The organism is Dolichospermum sp. LEGE 00246 (genome assembly GCF_015207865.1).
In the GTDB taxonomy this organism is placed as follows: Bacteria; Cyanobacteriota; Cyanobacteriia; order Cyanobacteriales; family Nostocaceae; genus Dolichospermum; species Dolichospermum heterosporum.
The window spans coordinates 1-13,422 of sequence record NZ_JADEWA010000106.1 but is presented as its reverse complement, the minus strand read 5'-3'; the positions used below and the strand labels follow the sequence as shown (position 1 = coordinate 13,422).

Annotated in this window: 12 protein-coding genes; 5 read left to right on the top strand and 7 right to left on the bottom strand. The window is 39.8% G+C overall.

What is annotated here, in order from left to right; genetic code table 11:
• Nucleotides 1–144: 144 nt before the first annotated feature.
• The gene (locus IQ228_RS09805) at nucleotides 145–540 is read left to right on the top strand and encodes a DUF1830 domain-containing protein (RefSeq protein WP_027403918.1); all 396 of its coding nucleotides are present in this window, start codon (nucleotides 145–147) and stop codon (nucleotides 538–540) included.
• A gap of 235 nt (nucleotides 541–775) precedes the next feature.
• Here IQ228_RS09805 and IQ228_RS09800 read toward each other — a convergent pair whose 3' ends face one another.
• Nucleotides 776–1,186 (bottom strand): AbrB family transcriptional regulator, encoded by a 411-nt coding sequence (locus IQ228_RS09800; protein ID WP_027403917.1) that lies wholly within the window; start codon nucleotides 1,184–1,186, stop codon nucleotides 776–778.
• Nucleotides 1,187–1,595: 409 nt separating this feature from the next.
• Between IQ228_RS09800 and IQ228_RS09795 the strand changes: the two genes are divergently transcribed.
• The 3 genes from IQ228_RS09795 (at nucleotide 1,596) to pyrR (ending at nucleotide 4,220) form a co-directional block, all read left to right on the top strand.
• Nucleotides 1,596–2,039 carry an RrF2 family transcriptional regulator gene (locus IQ228_RS09795; protein ID WP_027403916.1) on the top strand — a complete coding sequence of 148 codons (444 nt, stop codon included), beginning with the start codon at nucleotides 1,596–1,598 and terminating at the stop codon, nucleotides 2,037–2,039.
• Nucleotides 2,040–2,194: 155 nt separating this feature from the next.
• On the top strand, nucleotides 2,195–3,145 hold the full coding sequence (gene cbiB / locus IQ228_RS09790; protein WP_027403915.1) for an adenosylcobinamide-phosphate synthase CbiB: 951 nt from the start codon (nucleotides 2,195–2,197) through the stop codon (nucleotides 3,143–3,145).
• Nucleotides 3,146–3,683: 538 nt separating this feature from the next.
• Nucleotides 3,684–4,220, top strand: coding sequence for a bifunctional pyr operon transcriptional regulator/uracil phosphoribosyltransferase PyrR (gene pyrR, locus IQ228_RS09785; RefSeq protein WP_039200174.1), 537 nt, complete (start codon nucleotides 3,684–3,686; stop codon nucleotides 4,218–4,220).
• A 171-nt stretch (nucleotides 4,221–4,391) separates the two neighbouring features.
• Here the strand turns inward: pyrR and IQ228_RS09780 are convergent, their stop codons facing one another.
• The 4 genes from IQ228_RS09780 to pilM form a co-directional block, all read right to left on the bottom strand.
• Entirely contained in the window at nucleotides 4,392–6,647 is a 2,256-nt protein-coding gene (locus tag IQ228_RS09780) for a type IV pilus secretin family protein (RefSeq protein WP_193962766.1), read from the bottom strand.
• A 225-nt stretch (nucleotides 6,648–6,872) separates the two neighbouring features.
• Nucleotides 6,873–7,634 (bottom strand): pilus assembly protein PilO, encoded by a 762-nt coding sequence (locus IQ228_RS09775; RefSeq protein ID WP_190383493.1) that lies wholly within the window; start codon nucleotides 7,632–7,634, stop codon nucleotides 6,873–6,875.
• Nucleotides 7,631–8,431, bottom strand: a complete 801-nt coding sequence (locus IQ228_RS09770) for a PilN domain-containing protein (RefSeq protein ID WP_193962765.1) — start codon at nucleotides 8,429–8,431, stop codon at nucleotides 7,631–7,633. Before IQ228_RS09770 ends, IQ228_RS09775 begins: the two co-directional genes overlap by 4 nt.
• Nucleotides 8,432–8,435: 4 nt before the next feature.
• Nucleotides 8,436–9,542, bottom strand: a complete 1,107-nt coding sequence (gene pilM / locus IQ228_RS09765; protein ID WP_193962764.1) for a type IV pilus biogenesis protein PilM — start codon at nucleotides 9,540–9,542, stop codon at nucleotides 8,436–8,438.
• A gap of 307 nt (nucleotides 9,543–9,849) precedes the next feature.
• Between pilM and IQ228_RS09760 the strand changes: the two genes are divergently transcribed.
• Nucleotides 9,850–11,148: a sugar ABC transporter substrate-binding protein gene (locus IQ228_RS09760; protein WP_193962763.1), complete on the top strand. Its 1,299-nt coding sequence runs from the start codon at nucleotides 9,850–9,852 to the stop codon at nucleotides 11,146–11,148.
• 659 nt (nucleotides 11,149–11,807) lie between these two features.
• Here IQ228_RS09760 and IQ228_RS09755 read toward each other — a convergent pair.
• Nucleotides 11,808–13,079, bottom strand: a complete 1,272-nt coding sequence (locus tag IQ228_RS09755) for a folylpolyglutamate synthase/dihydrofolate synthase family protein (RefSeq protein ID WP_193962762.1) — start codon at nucleotides 13,077–13,079, stop codon at nucleotides 11,808–11,810.
• Nucleotides 13,080–13,157: 78 nt separating this feature from the next.
• Nucleotides 13,158–13,283, bottom strand: a complete 126-nt coding sequence (locus IQ228_RS09750) for a photosystem II protein Y (RefSeq protein ID WP_053539329.1) — start codon at nucleotides 13,281–13,283, stop codon at nucleotides 13,158–13,160.
• Between the last annotated feature and the right edge of the window lie 139 nt (nucleotides 13,284–13,422).

Sequence of the window (13,422 nt, the reverse complement as noted above, 5' to 3'; positions counted from 1 at the left end):
ATTTTATAATCTCTATATATCTTTAGATAGAAATAATGCAGAAACTCGCAGTTGGTAGTCGCGGTTACAGTAACCGGGGATCATCGGGTGTTAGCTTTACTGATGTAATGTAAAATTGTGGAGCAAATAAGCTCTTCAGCAGTTATGGCTCAGATATTAGATCCTCTACCACCGGAGCATTCGGGGAAAATTCTCTGCTGCTACGTCAATGCCACGAGTAAAATCCAGGTGGCGCGTATCTCCAATATTCCTAACTGGTACTTTGAAAGGGTTGTCTTCCCTGGACAAAGGCTGGTGTTTGAAGTGCCTCCAGAAGGACAAATGGAAGTTCATACTGGGATGATGGCAAGTGCGATTATATCAGATACAATTCCGTGCGATCGCCTGATCATCCATGAACCTAGCTATGATGAGAGACAAGACAACTTATCTCCAGAGATAAATTCTAGTAGTAGTAATCCGATTAAGTCGGAAATTAATAAAAAAATTGTAGATACGACAAAATCTTTACAAACGGTTAAATTGGCATCTATTGATTAAAAACACAATGTTGCTCAATATTGGGGTTGCTGAATTCAGCAGCCTTTTTTATGCGGGGTTGGCTGATAGCGTGACGTTAGCTATACAAATTTTTTGCAAGGCATAGGAATCAGGATTTATCACTATTACCTATTGCCTAGTATGTTAATTTTGGTAATCAGTCAGTTATTCAGCAGTCAGGGTTAAAACGCAACCACTGACAACTGACAACCTACAACTAACTAATGAATATTCATTAAGCTGTAGCTTCTACTTCGGCATCTTCTCTGGATTCCAAATCTACTTGCCGCAGTCGAATATGTTTTTTCCCTAAAGTAATGACAAACTCATCCCCAGGCTGAAGATTCATCTGTTTTGTGTAAGCTGCACCGATTAATAAATTGCCATTTTGTTGGACACTAATTCTATAGCTGGCACTGCGTCCACCACGTCCATTAGCACTAGGTGAACTATCCAACTGAATACCCTCCGCATCAATTAGGGCATTCAAGAATTTCATCATATTGACGCGCTCTATACCATTTTTGGTAATGGTATAGTAGCCACACTGTTTAGCTTTGTCGTCTTTGCTGATGGCTTCTAGCTCTTTAACTTTTTTGAGCAGTTCTTCGCCGACGAGGGGTTCAATTTTTTTCTGTTTAGGCATCAACTTAGGTCGAAAATGAATGTTTGAAGTTGTCAAGTGGATTTTATTTTAGCCGACATTGAACTAATAGGAACATAATCCTTTAATTTTGGGATCAGCCTAGCCAAGTATATTACACTCATAGCCAAAATTGTTGCACTATTATCAATTTTGTTAAAAAATTATAGGAAATATAATTACGATGATGTTGATAGCTACTATAGATATAGCAATAGTCAAGAAGATATCAATTTATTGATGTAGGCAGGGAAGGGGGAACAGGAGAAAATAGCTCTTAGATGTGTAATGAATTTTTTCAAGCATCAAATGGGAGTCTTATGTAGTATTGTTATTTGATTTGCCAAATTATCAAATCAGGTAGGGATGAGGAAAGAGAGATTGGGAAAATAAAATTCATGATAACTGCTATATGAAACTAACGACAAGAGGACACTATAGTGTGAAAGCATTGCTAGATTTGAGTTTACGTCCAAAATATGGACCTGAATCTGTCAGAGCGATCGCCAAACGTCAAAATATTCCTGCTCCCTATCTAGAAAAACTACTCATCGAAATGCGTCGAGCAGGATTAGTTACATCAATTCGTGGTAGCGACGGTGGATACAAACTAGCCAAAAAACCGGCACTTATATCTATTGGTCAAATTTTAGAAGCAGTTGGTGAAAATATTACTAACTTACCCTTAAATAATCCCACACCTACTCAAACAGCAGATTGGGTAACATCCAGCCTCTGGAACAGACTCAACCAAAAGCTAAAAGAAGCCTTGTACAATATTACCCTCGCAGACCTTTATTATGATGCCCGTAGTTGGCAAGCATCTCAAGGAGAAGAAGCCAATTTTGTAGTTTAGTAGGGGCAACCCCCCGTAGTTGTCCAGAGTCAGCAATTACAGTGATTTCCAATCTTATGAGAGGTACATCTTAGCCCCCTCATCACTTGCGGGGAGGGGGGGTTCTTGTTTCGGGTTTAATGACAATTTGCTGTAGGAGTTAGGAAAAAGAATAAATGACATCTGCTGTTTTGGTTTTCGCTGCCTTGTTAGATTACTTAATAGGAGATCCTTGGGGTTGGCCTCATCCCGTACGAGTCATGGGATGGGTAATTTCTCGCTTGAGTAACCTCGCCCTCCAATATTGTCAAAATCCTCTTTCTCAACGTCTCGCCGGAATTTTCTTAGGGATAATTGTGATAATCGGTAGTGGTTTAGTGGGTTGGATAATAGTTCAAGTCGCCAAATGGGTACATCCATTTTTAGGAATTGCCGTAGAAAGTATTCTTATAGCTAGTTGTTTTGCTTTCAAAAGTTTACGAAATGCAGCAATGGAAGTTCTGCAACCTTTAAAAAATGGAGAATTAGAACCAGCGCGACAGGTTTTAAGTAATTACGTCGGGAGAGATACAGCCAATCTTTCCGCAGCAGAAATTCTCAGAGCAGTTTTGGAAACCGTCACCGAAAATGCTACCGATGGCGTAATGGCTCCTCTTTTTTATACTATTATTGGTGCATTCATCCCCATTATTGGTGCTGTCCCTTTGGCTTTAGCATATAAAGCCAGTAGCACTTTAGATTCAATGGTCGGTTACAAGGAAGCACCTTATACTTATCTTGGTTGGTTTAGTGCGCGGTGGGAAGACGGTTTAACTTGGTTGCCTTGTCGGTTAACAGTGATAACCTTATCATTATTATCCTTGCAACCTGTAAAAGTTTGGCGAATTTGTCGCCGGGATGCCATCAAAGATCCCAGTCCCAATTCTGGTTGGAGTGAATGCGCTTATGCTGCGGTTTTAGGTGTGCAAATGGGAGGCATAAATTGGTATCGTGGAATAGCTAAAGAGAAACCACTTTTAGGAGATCCTATTTATCCCATTACGCCAGATTCTATTGATCAAGCTTTACAACTAACCCGATATGCGTTTTTACTATGGTTAGGACTAGCAATATTTTTAATACCTTAGTTATCTCCTTATCTCGTTCCCAGTCTCTGACTGGGAATGCTATCACAGAGGCTCTGCCTCTACTATTATTAAAGGCAGAGCCTTCTAGTAAGTAATTGGACAAAAATATTTACAGTCATTGCGAGCGAAGGGAAGCAATCACAACCCTGGCGATTGCTTGATTTCACTTCGTTCCATATGGCTAACGCCACGCTGCGCTAACGCAATGACATTATGTAATTAATTCTGTCTCACTACTTATTCATTCCCACACAGAGTAAGTAATTGGACAAAAATATTTACAGTCATTGCGAGCGAAGGGAAGCAATCACAACCCTGGCGATTGCTTCATTTCACTTCGTTCCATTCCCAATGACATTGTGTAATTAATTCTGTCTGACTACTTATGGTCAGGAGAAAGCTCTGCCTCTGCTGTTATTGAAGGCAGAGCCTTCTGGAATTCATTCCCATACAGAGTATGGGAACGAGAAACAAGAAATCACCAATTACCAATTACCAATTACCTATCACCTATCACCTATCACCAATTACCAATCTTATGTCTACTAAAGTAGTTGAAATTCTCTCATCAGAAGAACTGCGTCGGACATTAACTCGAATGGCTTCTCAGATTATAGAAAGAACACGAGATTTATCTCAGTTGTTACTTCTGGGTATTCACACTAGAGGAGTACCATTAGCTTATTCATTAGCTCGTCAAATAGAAATCCTCGAAGATGTCAACGTTTCTGTAGGCTCTTTAGATATTACATTTTATCGTGATGATCTTGATAAAATCGGCTTGAGAACTCCAGAAAAAACCGATATTCCCTTTGATTTGACAGGTAAAACCGTGGTACTTGTAGATGATGTCATTTTTAAAGGCAGAACTATTCGTGCTGCTTTAAATGCCGTGAATGAATATGGTAGACCAGAGGTAATTCGTTTAGCTGTATTAGTAGATAGAGGTCATCGGGAGTTACCAATTCATCCAGATTTTGTTGGTAAAAAATTACCCACAGCGAAGGAAGAAATTGTCAAAGTTTATCTGCAAGATAGTGATGGACGAGACGCTGTGGAGTTAATTAGTAATTGAAATTAACTTTTTTAGACAATTAAATATAAGATGGGCAGGCTAGAAGCCCACCCCACAATTAATATTTTAATCTTGTGGGGTGGGCATCCTGCCTGCCCTAGTCAACAGGGATAGCTTATTTACTTCTCCCATAAATCGGGTATCCAGACAAAAATCACCAAGCGGAACTAACTAAGGCTGAACCTTCAACCCCCGACGTTCTAAGATTTGCCGTACCTGGGGACTGGGTGTGTAATTATAACCATAGCTAGAACGCTCAGAGTCATCCATAATTTGAGGTGTGAGTAAGACAATTACCTCTCTGCGTTCATTAGTTCTATTGGACTTTCTAAACAGCGAACCTAGTAGAGGAATATCACCCAAGATAGGCAGTTTAGAAACAGTTGTCCGGTCTGAATCTTGAATAATACCTGAAAGAATCAGTGTTTGACCGTCTCGCAAGCGAAGTTGACCAGATGCCAGACTTCTTGAAGCTAACAGGGTAATATCACCATCAGGACTACTTGTTGTCCCAGCCAGAGAAGACACAGTAGGGGCAACAGACAAAGAAACAAAACCATTATCATCTATTCTTTCTACTTTCACTGTCAAGGTTAGCCCTGCGTTCTTGATGATAGGTTCTCTTAGTAGATTAGTTATTTTAATTCCCCCGTATACTTCTGACGTTAAAGCGACTGTTGCGTTCTGTCCCTCTTGAACAATTAGGGTGGGGTCTGTCAAAATCTTGGCATTGCCACTTGTAACTTGTGCTGTCAAACTAGCCAGAAACTTTTTAGGGAACTGGTATAATTTTGGTAGTTCGTATGTGATTTCAGTAGGAGTAATTGCTTTAACACCTGTTACTTCTGGATTAGAGCTTGCACCTGCTGTAGGATTACCTGTACTGGAATCTCTTTTGTCCAGAAAAATGTTAGCACTGCTAAGTGGATTAGTTGTAATAGGTGTTTCGGTAACACTACTTGCAACTTCACTGCCTGTAGCTGGTCGAGAACCACCAAAATTGAAAGTTGCTGCACCACCATCACTGGTAAAGTAGCTATTACCAAGACCAAAAGAAAAACTAGAGTTAGAGTCTTGAATACCTAAAAGGTTGACATCAATAATTTTGACATTTACCACTACTTGGCGACGACGGACATCAAGCTGTACTAATTGAGATACTGCCATCTCCACCATCTTAGGATTACCAATCAATGTCACAGAATTGGTGCGCTCATCTCCTGAAGCTTGCAATCCTCTCAGTAAAGGTGTTGAATCTTGATAAGTAATCCGTTGAGTTTCGACTTTTGTTTCTGTGGTTGTTTGAGTTTGGGTAATGGGAGCCACTCCAGTCCCAACAGTTACAGCATTGACACTCGTAACCAATCTTTCTCGGCTGACAGCACTTTCTGCACCCAAAGCCACCAAGAAGTTTAAAGCAACTCCCACTGTTACCTGATTCAGTCGTAAACTCCGCATGACAGTATCACGGGTGGAGTTAGGTAATTTAGTCCCGACAAAAATTGTCCGTCCCGTGCGATTAGCTTCTAAAGCACTCAAACGCAGTACATAGTTAAAGACATCTTGCACAGGTTCGTTTTCTATATCCAGAGAAATTGTTTGAGAAGTCTTTGTTGCATCCGCACCCTGTGCTTTTTCTGCTTCACCACCGATATAAACTACGTTTAAATTAGCCGCCCGCGCCAACAGTGATAAAACCTCTCTCACGGGTGCATCACGTAATACCAACCGGGGAACTCGTTCTTGAGTACCTAAATCAATTACTGTGGGTGATGTATCAATATTCGATTGAGTAATATCTCCTACTGGTGGAGCAACGGCTCTGGGTAAGAAAGGAGGCGCTTGGTTATAAGGTTGATTGGGTCCTGCGGATTGGGCAATTTTACCGTCAATGGTGACTTGGGGATTAGGGACTAGGACATCTGGACGTTTACCGGGTTCGGGTTTAGATTCAGGTGTGGTAGCTGGGGCTGCTGATACTTTTTCTGTAGGCTTAGTGGCGGTTGATGCTGTTGAATTTGTGGTGGTGGTAAAGCCAAGGGTAAGATTATTATCTTTTCGCATGACGGGCTGATTGCTGGGTGCATCATCAACACCTGTGACTATCACCCGAATGCTATTAGCATCTAATTGTTTAACTTCAATAATCTTGATTCCCGGTGCGGGGTTTTCTTGACGGAAGTTATCACCTTTGGGTAGACGCAGTTGGGCATTAATTACATCTGCAATTAAGGATTTATCTTTTTTAGTTGTAAATACTTGGGGACGATTGCCGGCAGCAGTTTTTAAAATAACACTGATTCCGCCCTCAATGGGATTGAGTTTGACATCAGTAATTTGTGTTAATTGTGCCAGGACTGGTTGGGCGGCTAAGAGTACACAAGCCGCTGCACTTGATACGAAAACACTATTATGAAACTGTTTCACAGTTCATTCCTCACATAAAATAAAAGTCTAAATTGTCACGTATAGCAGGGAACAGGGAATAGGGAACAGGGAACAGGGAACAGGGAACAGGGAACAGGGAATAGGGAACAGGGAATAGGGAACAGGGAACAGGGAATAGGGAATAGGGAATAGGGAGAATATTTCATTTTGCCTCTTGCCTTTTGCCTTTTGCCTCTTACCTCTTGCCTCTTGCCTCAAGTTTGATTATTTTTTCGGTGTTGCTGCTGTTTTAGCGGCTAAATCGGTTATTTCTTCGGGAGTTAGTGGCATTAAAGCTTCTAGGGCAAAAGTTGTTGTTAGTTTACCGATACCAATTTGCACAGGGTTGTCTTTATCCTCTGACATTTCTGGTGTAGATAATCTAGAGTCATAGTTTTTAACTAACAATAAAGGCTGTAATCGCTCAATGTTTCGCATGATTGATTGAGTTTGTTCAAAATCCCCTTCCATGTCCACAGTGATAATGCTGCGTTTGAGTTTATTGTTAACTTCTACCCCAAAACTGCCATCTTCTACGAGAACAGGTTTTTCAGAGGTCGGGACAAATCTTTTTAGTTTGGCTCTAATGGCATTACCAAAAGCTTTACTATTACTGGAATCTATTAACCGACTGGTATCTAATAATAGAGTATCCAAACTTTTTTCATCTGCAAATAAAGCTAGAATTTGTTTTTGTTGTTGTTTGGCTTCGGTTAAATCGGCTTCTATTTTAGCAATTTGTTGAGCTTGGGTTTTCTTTTGATTAACTTCTGTTTGTAGTTGATCTTGTTTGGTTTGCAGTTGTTGATAGGTATCCCAAACGGGAAGGGCAATGTTAAATAGCATATAACCTGCACCCGCTACACCTAAGAAGCCGACTAAACCACCAATAATAGTTGGTGTTAAGGTGACACCAAAAACAACAGGACCAGAATTTTGAATCTCTGTACCTTGATTGGGGAAATTTAAATCATCACTGAATGTCATTGGGCAATGACTCCTACTTTTTTGATATTGCGAAGTCTATCTACTAGTCCGACTGTACCTTTTTTCTCTAATTCTTGAATTAAATCAGATGCTGGCACATTGCTTAAACCTGTTTTAATAGTGTATTTAACTACTTGAATGGGTTTAATTTTTAGATCAGATTTATCAGTTTTTAGGGGCAGAAATCCTGTTATGGCTGGTGCATCTATTAATTCTGCTGTGATGATTCTGGTTTCTTCTTTATTAAAAAACTTAGATTGTCCTAGACTTAGGGCAAAATCGTTAACTAAGGGATAGGAAATAGCAAAACCAGAAATTTCTAAGAATCCAGCGGTGTTGGTGTTGTTGGGGGTGGTAGCAGCTACGGCATCTTTACCAGGGAGAGGGGGGGCAATTTGCTTAATGGTTTCGATTTGCACTTTGTTAGGAATGCGATCGCGCAAATCCTGTAACATTGCTGACCAAGGACGTATTTGATCAAACACTGTTACTAAGGCTTTATTTTGGGTACGAATGCCGGCTGATTCTGCTTTGATTTTGCTAATGTTGGCTATTTTACTATCTAAGCTCTTACCTTCCTCCTCTAACTTGGCGATTTCTTGGGTGACTTCAGCGGTTTTCCCTTCCAGGATGGATAAACCAATAAATATTAAAGCTGGGAATACTAAACCTACTCCCACTCCTATATAAACTGGGATTAAATTCCCTAGTTGAATAGGTGACTTCTCAACTTTCGTTGCTATTTGCTTTTGATATTCTGGGCGATCTTTAAGAAAGTTAATATCTAAACTGTACATTTTATTACACCCCTCGCATTCCTAAACCCAGGATAATACCCAACCCAGGACGTTTAATTAAAGGATATTTTTCAGCATCTACCTCCAAGGACAAAGAAGTAATTGGATCTATTTGGGTAGTTGGTAAACTCAATCTTTGAGTAAAAAACTCGTCAATTTGTGGTAATCCTCCCCCAGGACCTGCTAAAAGAATCTGTGCGACTTCTAAATTTTCACTTTGATTGAGGTAAAAATCAATGGAACGGCGCAGTTCATCGGCTAATTCTCCCAAAATTCTCAACATAGAAGCCATTCCAGGATTACTACCTGTTACCCCAGTATTGACTGAATCTGCTGAGGTTGTGGGAATAGTCATGCTCTCTAATATATCCATATCCCGTGATGTGGGTAGGTTCGCGGCTCTTGACAGTGCTGCTTGTAGTTGATAAGTTCCTATTGGCACTGTTCGAGAGAATTGTGGCACACCATTGATAATGATGGCAATTTCTGTACTGTCAAATTCAATATCAACTAATACGGCTGCTTCTTCTGGACCAAATAGCCGCAGTTGATCACGGATGGTGCGAATGAGGGCAAAGCTGTTAATTTCTAAGATATCAACGGTTAATCCTGCCTGTTCAAAGGTATTCAAATAGGTTTGAGTGACATCTTTACGAGTCGCCACTAATAATACCTGTACTTTCTCGATGCCGTCTTCGTCTATAAAGTACCCAAGTTTTTGATAATCAACATCAGCTTCTTGGCGGTCATAGGGCAAATATAAGCAGGCTTCATGGTTAAGTACCATTTCTCGCAATTCTTGGTCATCTAATTCCGAGGGGACGGGAATTAAGCGAACGATCGCATCTCTTCCTGGAATACAAGTAGCCACCCGTGTAGCTTTGATTTTGCTTTGGGCGATCGCTTGCTGAATAATTTCGGACATTCCCGGAGAATCAGTAATTTGACCATCAGTAAATATACCCTCTGGCACTGGTACGGTTGTCAAAGATTCAATTTTTAAGTTTTGGCGTTGTTTGCGTAGTTGAACTACGTTCACCCGTTCCGGTGCTAGTTCAATCCCAATACCTCTATTGGATTTACCAAAGAAACTAGTAAAAGCTTTAACCACTGTTTTACCCGTTAGATTACTAAAGAAAAATATTAAGGTTAAGTAGGTTGGCGTTGAAAATTGTCGTTATGGCAAGGTAAGAGGCAAGAGGCAAGAGGGTTTGGGCGATTTTACGTTTCTTTACACAGTTTGGTTTTATTGTGTTCACCTACTTAGTTGTCAGTTGTCAGACAAAAATTTTTACCCATTACCCATTACCCATTACCCATTACCCATTACCCATTACCCATTACCATAATTGATATATCCTAAGTTCTCTATCCTCTTTTTACCTAGATTAATTCTAAAAATACTACCACCTACTACGATGATTCGATTGCAAAAATTTAAACAACTGTTTTCTTTAGCATTACTAGGCTTATTTACTAGCTGGATTGTTAGTTGTAGCACAAGCAATGTTAATAATAATCCCAAACCTGCGGCTGCTGGGGTTGCCACCATTGAGTTTTGGACAATGCAACTCCAACCGCAATTTACCGACTATTTCCAAGGTCTGATTAAGACATTTGAATCACAAAACCCAAGTATCAAAGTTAAATGGGTAGACATACCTTGGTCAGCGATGGAGAACAAGATTCTAACAGCAGTCTCAGCAAAAACGCCACCAGATGTTGTGAACCTTAATCCTGACTTTGCGTCCCAATTAGCAGGTAAAAATGCTTGGTTAGATTTAGATGCTAAAGTTCCTAGTCAAGTCCGTTCTACCTATTTACCAAATATCTGGCAAGCAAGTAGCCTCAATGGTAAGAGTTTTGGGATTCCTTGGTATCTCACCACGCGACTAACTATTTATAACACCGATTTGTTAAAACAAGGGGGTATGACAAAACCTCCTGCCACTTATGCAGAATTAGGGCAAGCAGCACAACAAATTAAGGATAAAACTGGTAAGTATGCAATATTCGCTACTTTTGTCCCCCAGGACTCTGGTGAGGTACTGGAATCTTTGGTACAAATGGGTGTCACCCTAGTTAATGCTGAAGGTAAAGCCGGTTTTAATACCCCGCAAGGAAAAGCCGCTTTTCAATATTGGGTAGATTTGTATAAAAAAGGTTTGTTGCCCAAGGAGTCTTTAACTCAAGGGCATCGTCATGCTATAGATTTATACCAATCTGGAGAAACAGCTTTTTTAGCTTCTGGTCCTGAATTTCTGAAAACTATTGCCAATAATGCTCCCAAGGTTGCCCAAGCTTCGGCAATTGCGCCACAAATTACGGGTGATACGGGTAAGAAAAATGTTGCCGTGATGAATATAGTTATTCCTCGTGATAGTAAATATCCTGATCAGGCTGTTAAGTTTGCTTTATTTGTTACAAATGATGAAAACCAATTAGCCTTTGCTAAAGCTGCTAATGTTTTACCTTCTACCGTTAAGGCATTGTCTGATACTTATTTCCAGGAAGTTCCTGCTAATGCTACATCGGCGGAAAAGGGGCGGGTAATTAGTGCGGCACAATTAAAACAAGCGGAGGTATTAACCCCCAAACTCAAAGATTCTAAACTTTTGCAAAAATCAATTTACGAAAATTTACAAGCGGCAATGTTAGGACAAAAAACAGTAGATAAAGCTGTGGAAGATGCCGCCCAGCAGTGGGATAATCGGTAATTGATCATGGGGGATTAGGTATACTAAACACGGTTCAGACATGGACTTTTACAAAATTACGAAAAACCTCAAGTCGTCGTAACCGTTCACGGGGGGTACAAAAAACACTCTATATGAGATTCCACGAAAACAGCATGAAAAACGTTATAGATTTGATTTTTTTGGGTCATTTGAAATTCGCAAAATCTCTATATCGGTTTGCTAATCGTTTTCTAGCCAATTTAAGAACCATTCGTTAATATGTCAAGTTGCCTGAAAAACCCAACAGACAAAGCTTTCAGGTTTTTTAATAAATTCTCACCCCCTGTGAACGGTTACAAGTCGTCTCATTCGTCTCATTCCTAGTCAGAGACTAGGAACGAGATGTGGTAGGGATTTGAGCTTAAGTTGACACATATCAGCTTTTGCCTTACCCCTACTACACATCTGGGTTCTTTGTCATTTGGCAAAAGTTTAAATCTCACCCGTGTTTAGTATATTTGTCACAAATCAGGATTTTCAGGATGATTTATTTTGTCTGATAGCGAAGTATGGCGTTAGCCATATCAGGATAACCATCGATTATAGGATGTACAGGATGTGATTTTTAAATTTATGGTTTGATTTTGTATCTTTTTGTCTATCCTATAAATCCTCAAATCCTGGGTATCCTGATATGGCTAACGCCACGCTTCGCTATCAGACAAAGATGCTAAAAAATTACCAATTAAATACAAAGAACCACATAAAACAACTTGATTATCTGTAGCACTAAAAGCAGTCTCTAAAGCTGAAAATACATCTTGATATATATGACAAAATTTCAAATCTGGACAAATTGATGTTGCCAACTTAGTTAATGCTGTTAAATCTGCTGAATTGCTATCAGGTACTGGAACTAAATATAATTTATCTCCTGCTTTGAGAAGTTCCTGAAAAATCTCACCATGATCTTTAGTTGCCAGCATTCCCATTACCCAAGTTATATTTTTGATATTGAGAGTATCTACATAATCACGTAAAACTGTGGCTGAGGCTGGGTTGTGTGCGCCGTCAATGAGGAGTTTATGGCTTTTCCATGTTGTCCATTGCATTCTGCCTGGCCACTTGGTTTTAGCCATACCATTAATCATAGCTTTCTCAGAAATTTGCCAATTTTGTGTTTGCAATATTTCCAAAGCAGCTAAAGCTAAAGCTGAGTTATGTAATTGAATTTGTCCTTGTAATGGTAAAGGATATTTTATTGTTTCTGGACTTGATATTTTTTGATATTCTGCCCAGTTTTGATTAATTTGATCAGATGGTTGTGGGGTAAAAATTGGGCATTCTAACTCTAGAATACGCGATCGCACGACTTCTTGAGCATCTGCTGGTAATGAACCCACCACCACCGGACATCCTGGTTTGATAATTCCGGCTTTTTCTCTGGCAATATGGGCTACAGTTGGTCCAAGTTGTTGCCAATGTTCTCGACTAATAGAAGTAATAACTGTAACTAAAGGCTTATTACAGACATTGGTAGCATCTAAACGCCCCCCTAATCCTACTTCTATCACGGCAATATCAACTTTTTGCTGGGCAAAATATAACCAAGCCGCAGCGGTAATGACTTCAAATTGAGTAGGTGATTCTTCATCTGAATTAATAGCTGCTTGAATTTGGAGTATTAATTCACACAGTTTATTACTATCAATTGGATGTTCATTAATACAGATTCTTTCTGTCCAATCTATTAAATGGGGAGATGTGTAGCGTCCGGTTTTATAACCAGCCTCAGTAAGTACCGCAGACAGGTAAGCACAAACAGAACCTTTACCGTTAGTTCCAGCTACATGAATAATTGGCACTTGGTGATGGGGATTTCCCAAGGTTGCCAGTAAGTTGACAATCCGAGACAATCCCAAATTCACACCAAAATGCTGAAAGGGTTGAAGCAGGGAATCTACGTTCATGAGAATCGGTAATTGGTAATTAATTGGTAATTGGTAATTTCTTCCCTGTTCCCTGTTCCCTGTTCCCTGTTCCCTAAATTACGCTTCTTTGCTCAAAAAGTTTTGTATTTGTCTGATAGCAGCAGCACCGATATTGAAAGCAGCCCAACCAGCAGCGATCGCTACAGGTGCTAAAACAATTAATACACGATTATCAAGGTCCATATCTAGAAGCCCTCTGTAAATTAAAAAATCTTAAGTTTTGTCAACAGTTCTCAACTTTTATTTTTATCTAAATTGGGGAATTTTTCCCAGATTCTATGTAAAGTTTGATTAAAAGTCATTGGTCATTGGTCATTGGTCA

What these genes read in the sequence shown, in the direction of transcription:
- IQ228_RS09805 (WP_027403918.1), top strand. Translation starts at nt 145, where the DNA reads ATGGCTCAGATATTAGATCCTCTACCACCGGAGCATTCGGGGAAAATT.
- IQ228_RS09800 (WP_027403917.1), bottom strand. Translation starts at nt 1,186, where the DNA reads ATGCCTAAACAGAAAAAAATTGAACCCCTCGTCGGCGAAGAACTGCTC.
- IQ228_RS09795 (WP_027403916.1), top strand. Translation starts at nt 1,596, where the DNA reads ATGAAACTAACGACAAGAGGACACTATAGTGTGAAAGCATTGCTAGAT.
- cbiB (WP_027403915.1), top strand. Translation starts at nt 2,195, where the DNA reads ATGACATCTGCTGTTTTGGTTTTCGCTGCCTTGTTAGATTACTTAATA.
- pyrR (WP_039200174.1), top strand. Translation starts at nt 3,684, where the DNA reads ATGTCTACTAAAGTAGTTGAAATTCTCTCATCAGAAGAACTGCGTCGG.
- IQ228_RS09775 (WP_190383493.1), bottom strand. Translation starts at nt 7,634, where the DNA reads ATGACATTCAGTGATGATTTAAATTTCCCCAATCAAGGTACAGAGATT.
- IQ228_RS09770 (WP_193962765.1), bottom strand. Translation starts at nt 8,431, where the DNA reads ATGTACAGTTTAGATATTAACTTTCTTAAAGATCGCCCAGAATATCAA.
- IQ228_RS09760 (WP_193962763.1), top strand. Translation starts at nt 9,850, where the DNA reads ATGATTCGATTGCAAAAATTTAAACAACTGTTTTCTTTAGCATTACTA.
- IQ228_RS09755 (WP_193962762.1), bottom strand. Translation starts at nt 13,079, where the DNA reads ATGAACGTAGATTCCCTGCTTCAACCCTTTCAGCATTTTGGTGTGAAT.
- IQ228_RS09750 (WP_053539329.1), bottom strand. Translation starts at nt 13,283, where the DNA reads ATGGACCTTGATAATCGTGTATTAATTGTTTTAGCACCTGTAGCGATC.